Source organism: Staphylococcus caeli (assembly GCF_900097965.1).
Classification (GTDB): domain Bacteria; phylum Bacillota; class Bacilli; order Staphylococcales; family Staphylococcaceae; genus Staphylococcus; species Staphylococcus caeli.
The window spans coordinates 36,355-49,885 of record NZ_FMPG01000014.1; the positions used below are offsets into that span (position 1 = coordinate 36,355).

Genomic DNA, 13,531 nt, shown 5'->3' on the forward strand with positions numbered 1-13,531 from the left:
ATCTGACTTCTGTCCCATTCCTATTTAATCAACTACTTATTGCACTTCATTTCATGCTTTCTATGAAAGATATGAGCGAAATTAAGTGATTTAGGGGGAAGTGAATCATTTATGGAAAATAAGCAAATAATTTTAGATTATATAGAAAATAAAAAGTATCAATACGTGGAATTGAGTCATCAAATTCATCAGAGACCAGAACTCGGTAATGAAGAAATTTTTGCTTCGAGAACATTGACTGAAATACTTATTCAGAACGATTTTGAAGTAGAAACTAATATTGCTGGTCATGCGACAGGATTTATCGCAACCTACGATTCAAAATTGCCAGGTCCAACCATTGGTTTTTTAGCAGAATATGATGCATTACCAGGTTTAGGACATGCATGCGGACATAATATTATCGGCACAGCGAGTACATTTGCGGGTATCGCACTTAAACAATTATTGCACGAAATTGGAGGGAAAGTTGTCGTTCTTGGTTGTCCTGCCGAAGAAGGTGGAGAGAATGGAAGTGCTAAAGCTACTTATGTGAAAGAAGGCATTATTGATGATTTAGACGTTGCATTGATGGTTCATCCAGGGAATGAAACATATCGTACGATTGATACACTTGCAGTTGACGTGCTAGATATTAAATTCTATGGTAAAAGCGCACATGCCTCTGAAAATGCAGATGAAGCTAAAAATGCTTTAGACGCAATGATTTCATACTTTAATGGTGTAGCTCAATTGCGTCAGCATATTAAAAGTAGCCAACGTGTGCATGGTGTGATTTTAGATGGGGGTCAAGCAGCTAATATTATTCCTGACTTTACTCATGCTCGTTTTTACACACGCGCAACATCACGTCACGAATTGGATAAATTAACTGAACGGGTGGGGCAAATTGCTAAAGGTGCAGCTATTCAGACAGGTTGTGACTATAAATTTGGACCTATTCAAAATGGCGTCAATGAATTTATAAAGTCTTCTAAGTTAGATGATTTATTTGCTAAGTATGCGACAGAAATGGGTGAAGCAGTCATAGATGATGACTTTGGTTATGGTTCGACAGATACGGGTAACGTAAGTCATATTGTGCCAACGATACATCCGCACATTAAAATAGGTTCTCGAAATTTAGTAGGACACACACATAGATTTAGAGAAGCAGCTGCAAGTACACATGGTGACCAAGCATTGATTAGAGGTGCGAAAATATTGGCACTTATGGGATTAGAATTAATTTCAAATCAGGCATTACTAGATGAAATTATCGAACAACATCAATTTATAAAGGGGCATAAAAAATGAAGAACGACCGCTCACTAAGACCTAAATTAACGTTGAGTGATCTTTATGATACACAAATTGTTTATACATCTAGACCTTCTTATATTTCTAATCCATGGTTAGAACCTGAAGAACATCAATCAAACTTTTTGACTGGTAGAGAACTTATTATAGCGAACCATATGCCGGTGATTGTGCATGAAGCCAGTGTAACAGATAAATTAGCGTTATTATTTGAAGCTGTTGGTAAATCAATGCCGACCAATGTCATTCGTTTTAAAGATCAAAAAAGTTATGAACAAACATTAAAAACACTAGCCACAAAAGAAGATAAGAAAATTTATTTTCAGTATATTCATGGGGATGACATACTGACAAAAGATTATTATGCGTTGGATAAAGATGTGTTTGTGGCACTAAATAATAAATCACGTATTCCGGAATGGACGAATAATCAATACCTACCTAAAAGAGAAGTTGTTGAAATAAATGAATTTGCTGAAGCGGTATCAAGTTGGGAATTTCCATTTGTACTAAAGCCAGGGGATGACTTACCTACGGCTGGCGGATATGGAGTGATGATTTGTTATAATGAAGCAGATTTAACAAAAGCTAAGCAACGTATTGAAAAAGCTAAAGACCAAACGGATACAATGATTATCGAACAAAAAATAGAAGCGGTTGCTAATTATTGTGTGCAATTTGCATATTCTGAGCAAGAAGGTATTCGATACATTGGTACTTCAGATCAAATTACAGATGATTATGGTTATTATAGTGGTAATGAAAATGCAAAAGATGTACCAGAAAAGGTAATTCAAGCAGGTCAAGAAATCATGGAAATTGGTGTTGCAAACGGTTATTTTGGTGTTGCTGGTTTTGATTTACTGTTAGATGAACATGGAGATGTTTTTGCAATTGATTTGAATTTTAGACAAAATGGTTCAACGAGTATGCTATTGCTTGAACCTATACTACAAGAAGGGTACCACAAGTTTTTCAGTTATGTTGCACCATGTGACAACCAACATTTCTTTAATATAATTTTAAAATATGTACGCAAAGGTGTGTTATTTCCATTATCATACTATGATGGTGATTGGTATGATAATGAGTCAGTTGCATCACGGTTTGGATGTATATGGCATGCGAAACATAAAGCAGAAGTTGAAAAACTAGAACAACAATTTTTACAAGAATTACAGCAGAATCATGAATTTAGCTAACAGTTAGTTGTTTGAAAAGGGAGTAGAAGTTGTAAATAGTGGAAATGCGAAATTATAGTATCTTTTGAATTGTCATAATTATTAATGCTAACTATTACTTTATTAACTAATGTAAAATTCGTTGATTGACTAGAACTATACAGTCATTTATATTTTATAGGTAGGTAATTATAATAAATGAATTGAAGGTGTTAGTATGTCTTACAAAGAAAGTTCATTTTATCAAGATATTTTAATTAATGAAGTATTTTATATTGCGACTAAATCAAAACGTTTAATTAGACAAACAGTATCTGATAAAGATGTCGTTATTGCATGGACAGATGAAGCAAAAGCTAAAAATTATTTTAATAAAGAAGGTATTGAGTTTGATAAAATAAAAAAACTTGATATCGATCGTTTTGTAACTTATGAAATTGATGATGTGTTTAATGAAAATGATGAAGTATTAATGAATCCGACATCAAAAAAAGATGGTGAGTTAATCAATATCGTAAAGGCTTCGAATGAATTGATGTCAGATTTAGATAACATTCGTTTAAAAGAATTCGTTAAAGATGTTGCAAAGGAAGACGCTGTATTTGGCTTAACCAATAAAGATGTGAAACAATTTTTAATGATTAGTGATGAAGTACATCAAAAACCTAATATCATGCCTGTTTGGAGCATTAAAAGTAGAGCTGAAAAAGTTAGAGATGAGGACTTTGAAGAGTGTGACATTATCGAAATAGAAGGTGAAGTATTTGCTGAGTGGTTAGATACTCTACGTGATGATGATCATGCAGTGGCTATCGATTTAAAATCAGGTGTAGTTGGGACAGTAGTACCAGCACAAAAAGTCATCAATCAACTTACATTTTAGAGCTTAACTATTTTTTATAACTTATATATTCATGTTTTAATAATTATGTTCAAATAAAAAGACAAGCGCTGGAGACATCTATTAATGTCCTTGGCGCTTGTCTCTTTTTGTACGAATTTATAAATGAATCGAACCTAATGCACCAGAAAAGGCACCGTGTTCAATATAATAAGGCTTGAAGCCACGAAGTACAGTATAATCCTTAACCACTTCTTTTAATAAATCATTATTGTGGAAGGAAGAACCGATATAGGCTACATGCTCAGTTTGTTGTTCTCTTGCAACTGTGATTGACATCGTTGTAATGACTTCACCAACTACCCCGATTACAGAGGCTAATTTATCAGCATCGGTAAAATCCTTGTCTAAATTATGTAACACATGCCCAAAGTTTGCTGCTGTTAAATCACCTGAAATAGGAGGTTCACTATCTTTGTAAATATGTTTTACTTTTAAATCAATGATGTCACGATTGCCATGTTGAGCAGTATCAGTGAGCGTCTGATAATCATTAATACCAGTCAATAAATAGCCAAGTCCTTGAATCATACCACCACCAGCACCTATACCACCAACACGCTGTTGTTGCTTGCCATCAGTATAGTGTAGAGAAGTACCAGTACCAACATTTGTAAATATGTAATTATCTAGATAATGCCCCTGTTCCTCGAGTAACATTTCTAAGCCTTTAGCGGCAGCATCAAATTCTACGAATACTTGTGCTTCGCAGTTTAGTTTCTCATTAATTCGTGCTGCATGTCCTCCTGTAAGGCTAATATTACTGCAGTCTTGTTGATTGAGCCATGCTATAACATCATCAATTTCTGTCGTTAATCGAGTATTATATGTACGTTTGCCATCGTTTTCTTGGACAATTTTGATGAGCGTACCTCCGGCATCGATGCCAATCTTCATCGTTTATTCCTCCTAAGTTATTTTCATTATAACTAATAGTATAATAAAATGGAGGAAAATCAAATATCAATTTAAAAGGAGCATAATGATATGATGCAATTAAGTCCATTTATCAAAGTTGATGATGTGAAAGAAGCAATCAATTTTTATAAAAATGCTTTTGGTGGAGAGGTTAATGTTTTAAATGAAAAAAATGAGCAGTGGTTACATGCGGAGTTACACATCAGTGAAACGGTAATCCTACATATATCTAGTACATATGGCCGCGAGTGGCATAACGATAATACAAATATCATTTTGACTTTTGATCAATTAGAAACACAACAAAGTGTTTATGATGCATTAAGTGAATTCGGTGATCCACATATGTCAATTGAAAAAACTTTTTTTGGTGCAATGCATGGCCAAGTAAAGGATCGATATGAAGTAAATTGGCTTATGAACTGTTTTTTGAAATAAATAGGTTTTTATAGATTATACTTAATAAAATAGTGGTATTAATAAATTATTAAAACGTTTTAAAAATAGGGGATAGTGAACATGTTCATTAAGAAAAATTTTGAAAATATTACAGTACAAGTATATGAGCCGCAGTACAAGGATGCACTTTATGATTTTAAATTAAGTGAAAGACAACAAATTTATTCTTCATTACCAAAAGATGTATTACAAGACGCAATTGATGATGAAAATCGAATTGCGAATATCGCACTAAATGAACAAGGTGATGTAATTGGATTCTTTGTATTGCATCAATATTATCAACATGAAGGTTACGATACGCCAAAACAAGTCATATACGTACGCTCGCTCTCAGTAAATGAAGACTTTCAAGGATATGGCTATGGCACAAAAATGATGATGTATCTGCCTGAATATGTTCAGGCTTTATTTCCAAACTTTAATCATCTGTATCTTGTCGTTGATGCTGAAAACAAAGGGGCATGGAATGTTTATGAACGTGCAGGCTTTATGCATGCCGCAACGAAAGAAGAAGGTCCAATTGGTAAAGAGAGATTATATTATCTAGATTTAGACTCAAAACATGTGTCATCTTTAAAATTAAAGCCCAACACGGATGAGCAACCATACAATATTCATATTATTGATTTAATGAAAGATAATCATAAAGTGGGTTTTTTGGCAATTGAACGTCATGAACATCGTATGAATATTTCATCAGTAGAAGTAAATAAAGAAGAACGCCACAACGGTATAGCCGAAAGTGCTTTGAGACAGTTATCTACATATGTAAGAAAACATTTTGATGGCGTAGAATTAATTACTATTACATTATATGGTGAAAATAATGAGTTAAAACCACTATGTATCAATAGTAATTTTGTAGAAATTGATGCAGCAGATGATTATATTGTTTTTGAAAAATATATAAATTACTAAATCTGATTGCGAAATCAGTCATTGTCATTTATAATTTACATTTGTTATTATTACTTATGTTAAACTTAGTATTGATTTGTATAAATGCCTTTGAAAGGAAGAATGAATAATGAGAATTCAAGATTATACTAAAGAGATGGTTGATGAGAAATCATTTATCGATATGGCTTACACGTTATTGAATGAGAAAAATGACACAATGAATTTATACGATATCATTGATGAGTTTAAAGCACTTGGTCATTATAAGGACGATGAAATTGAAAATAGAATTGTGCAATTTTACACAGACTTAAACACAGATGGTCGCTTTTTAAACGTTGGCGAAAATATTTGGGGTTTACGTGATTGGTATTCAGTAGCTGATATTGAAGAAAAAATTGCGCCAACAATTCAAAAATTTGATATTTTAGATGATGATGACGAAGAAGATAAAAACTTAAAACTGCTTGGTGAAGATGATGCGGATGACGATGATGATATTCCAGTAGTTACGGATGATCAAGAAACTTTGAATGATCCAGAAGATCCAGAAGAAGATGACGTCGATGAAGATTTAAATGAAACAGATATCGTTATCGATGAAGACGATGAAGATTTAGATGACGAAGAAGAAGATGAATTTGATGAAGACGAAGAAGATATCGAAGAATCTGAAAAATAATTCTTTGAGATTTAATTGACTTTTTTCGTGAACATGATAAAATTTTATTCGGGCTCCTTTAAATAGGACGACGTGTAAAAATATTATACGCTCCCCCTTACAAACGTGTGAGAGGGAGCGATTTTTTTATTTAATTTACGATATCAAATGGATTTGAATTTTTTGATTTATAGTAAATATTTGTTCAAACGTTTTATACATATAAAAGACTCTAACTACATATGTAAAAAGTTTGTAACATAACGAATGAGCCACTGAATTAGTAAATGTCAATCAACTGTATTGAATGAAAATACTGTTTTAATAATAGGAGGCAGACACATGACAAAATTTATTTTTGTAACTGGTGGAGTAGTATCTTCATTAGGTAAAGGTATCACGGCAGCATCTTTAGGAAGATTATTAAAAGATAGAGGTTTAAAAGTAACAATCCAAAAATTTGATCCGTACTTAAATGTTGATCCAGGTACAATGAGCCCGTATCAACATGGTGAAGTATTTGTTACTGATGATGGTGCAGAGACAGATTTAGACTTAGGACACTATGAAAGATTTATTGATATTAATCTTAATAAATATTCTAATGTGACTGCTGGAAAAGTATACTCACATGTTTTGAAAAAAGAACGTCGTGGTGATTACTTAGGCGGGACAGTACAAGTTATCCCACATATTACAAATGAAATTAAAGAACGCTTACTATTAGCTGGTGAAAGTACCAATGCTGATGTTGTTATAACTGAAATAGGTGGGACAACGGGTGATATTGAATCGTTGCCATTTATTGAAGCGATTAGACAAATTAGAAGCGATTTAGGTCGCGAAAATGTGATGTACGTTCATTGTACGTTATTACCATACATTAAAGCAGCAGGTGAAATGAAAACAAAGCCAACACAACATAGTGTAAAAGAATTGCGTGGTTTAGGTATTCAACCTGATTTAATCGTTGTAAGAACAGAATACGAATTGACTCAAGATTTAAAAGATAAAATTGCATTATTCTGTGACATAGACAAAGCAAGCGTTATTGAGTGTCGCGATGCTGATTCTTTATATGAGATTCCATTACAGTTAAGTAAACAAGACATGGATGACATCGTTATCAAACGTTTAGAATTAAATCCGAAATATGAAACACAACTTGATGAATGGCAATATTTATTAGATACAGTGAATAGTCTAGACGGTAAAATAACAATAGGATTGGTTGGTAAATATGTAAGTTTACAAGATGCTTATTTATCTGTAGTTGAATCATTGAAACATGCTGGATACCCATTCAAGAAGGACATCGAAGTTAGATGGATTGATTCAAGTGAAGTAACAGATGACAATGTAGCAGAAATATTATCCGATGTTGATGGTATCTTAGTTCCAGGTGGATTTGGTTTCCGTGCAAGTGAAGGTAAAATATCTGCAATTAAATATGCGCGTGAAAATAATGTTCCTTATTTTGGTATTTGCTTGGGTATGCAATTAGCAACGGTTGAATTTGCTAGAAATGTACTAGGACTAGAAGGTGCACATTCTGCAGAACTTGATCCAAATACACCACATCCGATTATTGATTTACTACCTGAACAAAAAGATATTGAAGATTTAGGTGGTACATTGCGATTAGGGTTATATCCTTGTCACATAAAAGAAGGGACGTTAGCTAACTCAATTTATAATGAAACTAATATTGAAGAACGTCATCGCCATCGCTATGAATTTAATAATGAGTATAGAGAGCAGTTGGAAGCTAAAGGCTTAGTTTTCTCTGGTACAAGTCCGGATGGTCGCTTGGTAGAAATGGTTGAAATTCCTGAAAACGACTTTTTCGTCGCATGTCAATTCCACCCAGAATTTTTATCAAGACCGAATCGCCCGCAACCGATTTTCAAAGCATTTATTGAAGCAGCTTTAAAACAACAATCTAAATAATTTAGAAGTATATGCAGGATGAGACACTTAATGTTGTCTCATCCTGTTTTTGTGTTAATAAAATAATGTATTGTCTAAAATATACATTGTATAGAGGGTGAAAAAAACATCAGATTTTCAAGTGAATTAAGTAAAAAATAAGAAAATTAGCTAAAATGAATAAAAAATCCAAATAAAAACGCTTACAAATATGTTGAAGAATGCAAAAGGTATATGACTTTGATATAATTAGATTGTAAAAATATGTGCTTAAAGCACCAAGGAGGAACTTTCATGCCTTTAGTTTCAATGAAAGAAATGTTAATAGATGCAAAAGAAAATGGTTATGCGGTAGGTCAATATAACCTTAATAACTTAGAATTCACACAAGCGATTTTAGAAGCGTCTCAAGAAGAGAATGCGCCTGTAATCTTAGGTGTATCTGAAGGTGCTGCTCGTTATATGGGTGGTTTCTATACAGTTGTGAAAATGGTTGAAGGCTTAATGCACGACAAAGAAATTACAGTACCAGTTGCAATTCACTTAGACCACGGATCAAGCTTCGAAAAATGTAAAGAAGCAATTGACGCTGGTTTCACTTCAGTAATGATTGATGCTTCACACGAATCATTCGAAGACAACATTGAAATCACTTCAAAAGTTGTTGAATATGCACACGAATATGGTGTATCTGTAGAAGCTGAATTAGGTACAGTAGGTGGACAAGAAGATGACGTTATTGCTGAAGGCGTTATTTATGCAGATCCTAAAGAATGTCAAGAACTTGTTGAAAAAACAGGTATCGATACATTAGCACCTGCATTAGGTTCAGTACACGGACCATATAAAGGTGAACCTAAATTAGGCTTTAAAGAAATGGAAGAAATTGGTGCATCAACTGGTTTACCATTAGTATTACATGGTGGTACAGGTATTCCAACTAAAGACATTAAAAAAGCAATTCCATTTGGTACTGCGAAAATTAATGTTAACACTGAAAACCAAATCGCATCTGCTAAAGCAGTTCGTGAAGCATTGGATAAAGATCAAGAAATGTATGATCCTCGTAAATATTTAGGACCAGCACGTGAAGCGATTAAAGCAACAGTAATCGGTAAAATTAAAGAATTTGGTACGTCAAACCAAGCAAAATAAGTTGAGTAAAAGCGTTGTGGAAGTTGGGAAATGAAATCAAATGAGAAATCTTTGATTTCTGTCCTACTTCCATTTTTTTATGTTATAATTTTTTGAGTTTTATGAGTTATCAAGTAAATAATTGAATATAGCATCACTAACGAAAAGCAGCTATGCTTAAAAGTAAGCATTTATTTTTATTAACGCATTGAAATTTTTTTTGAAACGAAATTATGGTTGAAGTGCTTTAATTATGGGAATTGATAGTTATTGAAAAGAATTATTGAGTGATTACAGTACAAATTTTTACTAAAAATAAGTTTTAGAAAACTGATGTGCTTTGCAAACTGTAATAATTTAATTTATAATGCTAATGATGTAATAGAAGAGAAATATTGATTGAGAGGCAAAGGAGAACAAGCGAATGGCTCAAGAAGTAATTAAAATTAGAGGTGGTCAAACACTTAAAGGTGAAGTGAACAACCACGGCGCTAAGAACAGTGCAGTAGCAATTATACCAGCAGCAATTTTGGCTGAAGATAAAGTGACAATTGAAGGCCTTCCAGAAATCTCTGATGTAGAAACTTTAGTGAGTTTACTTGGAGATTTAAATATTAAAACAGAATTAGATGGCATGACATTAAACGTTGATCCTAATGAAATTGAAAATGCACCACTACCTAACAATAAAGTAGAATCATTGCGTGCTTCATATTACATGATGGGGGCAATGTTAGGTCGATTTAAAAAATGTGTCATTGGCTTACCAGGAGGATGCCCGTTAGGTCCAAGACCCATCGATCAACATATTAAGGGCTTCAAAGCTTTAGGCGCTAAAATTGATGAATCAAGTACAACTTCTATGAAAATTGAAGCTGATAAATTAGTAGGTGCTAATATCTTTTTAGACATCGTGAGTGTAGGGGCTACTATCAATATTATGTTGGCAGCTGTTCGCGCAGAAGGTCAAACAGTGATAGAAAATGCCGCTAAAGAACCAGAAGTTGTAGACGTAGCAAACTTCTTATCAAGTTTAGGTGCAAATATTAAAGGTGCTGGTACTAGTACTATTAAAATTAATGGCGTGGAACATTTACATGGTTCTCATCACCAAGTCATTCCAGATAGAATTGAAGCAGGAACGTATATGTGTATTGCAGCAGCATGTGGTGAAAATATTAAAATAAATAATATTATTCCAACACATGTAGAACCGTTAACTGTTAAATTGAAAGAACTTGGCGTTGATATCCAAGTGAATGATGATAGTGCAGTTATTAAACGCAGTACACCGTATTCAAGTGTAGATATTAAAACATTGGTGTATCCAGGATTTGCAACAGATCTACAGCAACCAATCACACCACTTCTATTTATGGCAGATGGAGTTTCATTCGTAACTGAAACAATCTATCCAGCTAGATTTAGACATGTCGATGAATTGAAAAATATGGGTGCAAATATTTCAGCGGATAATGGTACAGCAACGATTAAACCTTCATCATTAACTGGTGCCGAAGTATATGCAAGTGACTTACGTGCGGGCGCATGTCTTATTGTGGCAGGTCTATTAGCTGAAGGTGTAACAACGATTTATAACGTTAAACATATTTATCGAGGTTATACGAATATCGTTAGCACACTTAAGTCTCTCGGTGCAGATATTTGGACTGAAGAAGTTTAAAAAGTGTGGTATACTAAATATACTCAGTGGTAAAAGACTAAGGTGTTTGAAAAATTTAGTATAAAATCGGTAATGAGGTGATGACCATGAAGGTTTGCCCTTATTTAGAAGAAACCTTTAAAATAGTAGGAAGAAGTTGGAATGGTCTAATTATTAATTACTTATCAAGATGTACAGAGAAATCTGCACATTTTTCAGATATGAAGCGTGATTTAAAAACAATTACGCCTCGTGCCTTAAGTATAAAATTAACAGATCTAAGTGAGTGGGGACTCGTAGAAAAGAAAATCGTCTCAACGAGCCCTATGAATATCTTATACCAACTTACAGATAAAGGTGATGCTTTAGCAGCGGCATTAGAACCAATGGAAAAATGGGCGCAAGAGTACATTGAGCTCGAAAATAAATAAACTTTGATTTGATTTAGAGCCTGGGACATAAATAGATGTCTCAGGCTCTTATCAAATTAGGCAGTAGATGACTGAATTGAAAATATAAAGTCTCACTGCTTTAATTTATTAAGTTAGTGAGACTTATGCATGAGCGTCAGCTCAGGTAAACATTTCAACTCTAGTCACCCTTGCCGAGGTGGGACTATGAAATCTTTATTAGAGAAATGGATTACTGCCCCACTCCGTTTTTGTTGTTAAAAAATAAATTTCACAGTACAGCTAAGTTATTGATATGAAAGTTATTTGCTTGCTATAGATGTTTATAAATGATCAATCTAACATATAAGCATGAGCAATAATGTTTAAATTATTTTGATGTCGGTTAGAATGTAACTATAAACACAAGTTAAGGAGTGAATGATTAATGAGAAATTTCACTAAACAATATATTAATGGCGCATGGGTTGAAAGTACAAGTGGAGAAACACTTGATGTGATAAATCCAGCAACGGAAGAAGTCGCTGGTACAATTGCTAAAGGTAATAAAGAAGATGTTGAAAAAGCAGTTGAAGCAGCTGATAACGTTTATTTAGAATTTAGACACAGTTCTGTAAAAGAAAGACAAGCATTATTAGATAAAATTGTAGAAGAATATAAGAATAGAAAAGATGATTTAATCGAAGCGATTACTGACGAGTTAGGTGCTCCATTATCTGTATCAGAAAATGTTCATTATCAAATGGGCTTAAATCATTTTGAGGCGGCAAGAGATGCTTTAAATGACTTTGAATTTGAAGAACGTCGTGGCGATGATTTAGTAGTAAAAGAAGCAATAGGTGTTTCTGGACTAATCACACCTTGGAACTTCCCAACAAATCAAACAGCATTAAAATTAGCAGCGGCATTTGCAGCTGGTAGCCCAGTAGTTTTAAAACCATCAGAAGAAACACCATTTGCAGCAGTAATTTTAGCTGAGATTTTTGATAAAGTTGGCGTACCTAAAGGTGTATTCAATTTAGTAAATGGTGATGGTGAAGGCGTTGGCAATCCTTTAAGTGAGCACCCTAAAGTGAGAATGATGTCGTTCACTGGTTCTGGTCCAACAGGATCAAGTATTATGAAAAAAGCAGCTGAAGATTTCAAAAAAGTATCACTTGAATTAGGTGGTAAATCACCATATATCATTTTAGACGATGCAGATATTGATGGTGCAGCAAGTGCAGCAGCAAATAAAGTCGTATTCAATACAGGCCAAGTTTGTACTGCAGGTACAAGAACATTAGTGCCAGAAAGTATGAAAGCAGAATTTTTAACAGCTGTTAAAGAAAAATTTGAGCAAGTTAAAGTTGGCAACCCAAGAGAAGAAGGTACACAAGTCGGACCTATCATTAGTAAAAAACAATTTGATCAAGTACAAGCATATATCGATAAAGGTATTGCAGAAGGTGCAGAATTACTTTACGGTGGCCCTGGTAAACCTGAAGGCTTAGATAAAGGTTACTTTGCACGTCCAACTATCTTTAATAATGTTGATAATAATATGACGATTGCTCAAGAAGAAATATTCGGTCCAGTTATGTCTGTAATCTCATATAATGATTTAGATGAAGCAATTAAAATTGCAAATGATACTAAATACGGTCTAGCTGGCTATGTTTATGGTAGCGATAAAGACAAGTTACACAAAGTAGCTCGTTCAATTGAAGCTGGTACGGTAGAAATAAATGAGGCTGGTCGTAAACCTGACTTACCATTCGGTGGTTACAAACAATCTGGTTTAGGCCGTGAGTGGGGCGATTATGGAATTGAAGAATTCTTAGAAGTTAAATCAATCGCAGGTTACTACAAATAATTGAGAAAATAATAACTGTTATTGACTGTGACGGTTATCTAATAGATTAAATTGACTGAAGTGTGTAGATAGGTAATAGCAATTTTTAATGGCTCTTTGTCAATAACGGTTGGTCTATAAAAAATGAATATATTTGATGCATCAAGCAACTTTTGAATGTTGCTTGATGTGTTTTTTATGTTCAGAGACAAATAATCTAGAAATTATAAGTATTCTAT

Annotated in this window: 12 protein-coding genes; 11 read left to right on the plus strand and 1 reads right to left on the minus strand. The window is 33.7% G+C overall.

Translation table 11 applies throughout. The features are described 5' to 3' along the window. The first annotated feature begins 111 nt into the window (after positions 1-111). From BJS11_RS11375 to BJS11_RS11385, 3 genes are all read left to right on the plus strand, one after another. Positions 112-1,296, plus strand: coding sequence for a M20 family metallopeptidase (locus BJS11_RS11375; RefSeq protein WP_069996325.1), 1,185 nt, complete (start codon positions 112-114; stop codon positions 1,294-1,296). Further along, complete coding sequence (gene ldmS, locus BJS11_RS11380) at positions 1,293-2,501, plus strand: L-aspartate--L-methionine ligase LdmS (RefSeq protein ID WP_069996324.1); 1,209 nt, start codon at positions 1,293-1,295, stop codon at positions 2,499-2,501. The genes BJS11_RS11375 and ldmS overlap by 4 nt, the downstream gene beginning before the upstream one ends. Before the next feature lie 196 nt (positions 2,502-2,697). Beyond that, positions 2,698-3,363, plus strand: coding sequence for a DUF2750 domain-containing protein (locus BJS11_RS11385; protein ID WP_069996323.1), 666 nt, complete (start codon positions 2,698-2,700; stop codon positions 3,361-3,363). 117 nt (positions 3,364-3,480) lie between these two features. Here BJS11_RS11385 and coaW read toward each other — a convergent pair whose 3' ends face one another. Then, positions 3,481-4,278: a type II pantothenate kinase gene (gene coaW / locus BJS11_RS11390; RefSeq protein ID WP_069996322.1), complete on the minus strand. Its 798-nt coding sequence runs from the start codon at positions 4,276-4,278 to the stop codon at positions 3,481-3,483. Between the two features lie 90 nt (positions 4,279-4,368). Here coaW and BJS11_RS11395 point away from each other — a divergent pair, with 90 nt between their 5' ends. From BJS11_RS11395 to BJS11_RS11430, 8 genes are all read left to right on the plus strand, one after another. After that, complete coding sequence (locus BJS11_RS11395) at positions 4,369-4,737, plus strand: VOC family protein (protein ID WP_069996321.1); 369 nt, start codon at positions 4,369-4,371, stop codon at positions 4,735-4,737. A gap of 81 nt (positions 4,738-4,818) precedes the next feature. Further along, positions 4,819-5,679, plus strand: a complete 861-nt coding sequence (locus BJS11_RS11400) for a GNAT family N-acetyltransferase (protein ID WP_069996320.1) — start codon at positions 4,819-4,821, stop codon at positions 5,677-5,679. A 109-nt stretch (positions 5,680-5,788) separates the two neighbouring features. Further along, entirely contained in the window at positions 5,789-6,343 is a 555-nt protein-coding gene (rpoE, locus tag BJS11_RS11405; protein ID WP_069996319.1) for a DNA-directed RNA polymerase subunit delta, read from the plus strand. Between the two features lie 321 nt (positions 6,344-6,664). Beyond that, positions 6,665-8,272 carry a CTP synthase gene (pyrG, locus tag BJS11_RS11410; protein WP_069996318.1) on the plus strand — a complete coding sequence of 536 codons (1,608 nt, stop codon included), beginning with the start codon at positions 6,665-6,667 and terminating at the stop codon, positions 8,270-8,272. 273 nt (positions 8,273-8,545) lie between these two features. Beyond that, positions 8,546-9,406: a class IIb fructose-bisphosphate aldolase FdaB gene (gene fdaB, locus BJS11_RS11415; RefSeq protein ID WP_069996317.1), complete on the plus strand. Its 861-nt coding sequence runs from the start codon at positions 8,546-8,548 to the stop codon at positions 9,404-9,406. A gap of 403 nt (positions 9,407-9,809) precedes the next feature. Next, a complete protein-coding gene (murA, locus tag BJS11_RS11420; protein WP_069996316.1) occupies positions 9,810-11,069 on the plus strand; it encodes a UDP-N-acetylglucosamine 1-carboxyvinyltransferase in 1,260 nt (419 codons plus the stop codon). An 86-nt stretch (positions 11,070-11,155) separates the two neighbouring features. Continuing rightward, positions 11,156-11,479, plus strand: a complete 324-nt coding sequence (locus BJS11_RS11425; protein WP_069996315.1) for a winged helix-turn-helix transcriptional regulator — start codon at positions 11,156-11,158, stop codon at positions 11,477-11,479. A 406-nt stretch (positions 11,480-11,885) separates the two neighbouring features. Then, a complete protein-coding gene (locus BJS11_RS11430; protein WP_069996314.1) occupies positions 11,886-13,313 on the plus strand; it encodes an aldehyde dehydrogenase family protein in 1,428 nt (475 codons plus the stop codon). Positions 13,314-13,531 lie beyond the last annotated feature (218 nt).

What these genes read in the sequence shown, in the direction of transcription:
- BJS11_RS11375 (WP_069996325.1), top strand. Translation starts at nt 112, where the DNA reads ATGGAAAATAAGCAAATAATTTTAGATTATATAGAAAATAAAAAGTAT.
- ldmS (WP_069996324.1), top strand. Translation starts at nt 1,293, where the DNA reads ATGAAGAACGACCGCTCACTAAGACCTAAATTAACGTTGAGTGATCTT.
- rpoE (WP_069996319.1), top strand. Translation starts at nt 5,789, where the DNA reads ATGAGAATTCAAGATTATACTAAAGAGATGGTTGATGAGAAATCATTT.
- BJS11_RS11395 (WP_069996321.1), top strand. Translation starts at nt 4,369, where the DNA reads ATGATGCAATTAAGTCCATTTATCAAAGTTGATGATGTGAAAGAAGCA.
- fdaB (WP_069996317.1), top strand. Translation starts at nt 8,546, where the DNA reads ATGCCTTTAGTTTCAATGAAAGAAATGTTAATAGATGCAAAAGAAAAT.
- murA (WP_069996316.1), top strand. Translation starts at nt 9,810, where the DNA reads ATGGCTCAAGAAGTAATTAAAATTAGAGGTGGTCAAACACTTAAAGGT.
- BJS11_RS11425 (WP_069996315.1), top strand. Translation starts at nt 11,156, where the DNA reads ATGAAGGTTTGCCCTTATTTAGAAGAAACCTTTAAAATAGTAGGAAGA.
- BJS11_RS11385 (WP_069996323.1), top strand. Translation starts at nt 2,698, where the DNA reads ATGTCTTACAAAGAAAGTTCATTTTATCAAGATATTTTAATTAATGAA.
- coaW (WP_069996322.1), bottom strand. Translation starts at nt 4,278, where the DNA reads ATGAAGATTGGCATCGATGCCGGAGGTACGCTCATCAAAATTGTCCAA.
- pyrG (WP_069996318.1), top strand. Translation starts at nt 6,665, where the DNA reads ATGACAAAATTTATTTTTGTAACTGGTGGAGTAGTATCTTCATTAGGT.
- BJS11_RS11430 (WP_069996314.1), top strand. Translation starts at nt 11,886, where the DNA reads ATGAGAAATTTCACTAAACAATATATTAATGGCGCATGGGTTGAAAGT.
- BJS11_RS11400 (WP_069996320.1), top strand. Translation starts at nt 4,819, where the DNA reads ATGTTCATTAAGAAAAATTTTGAAAATATTACAGTACAAGTATATGAG.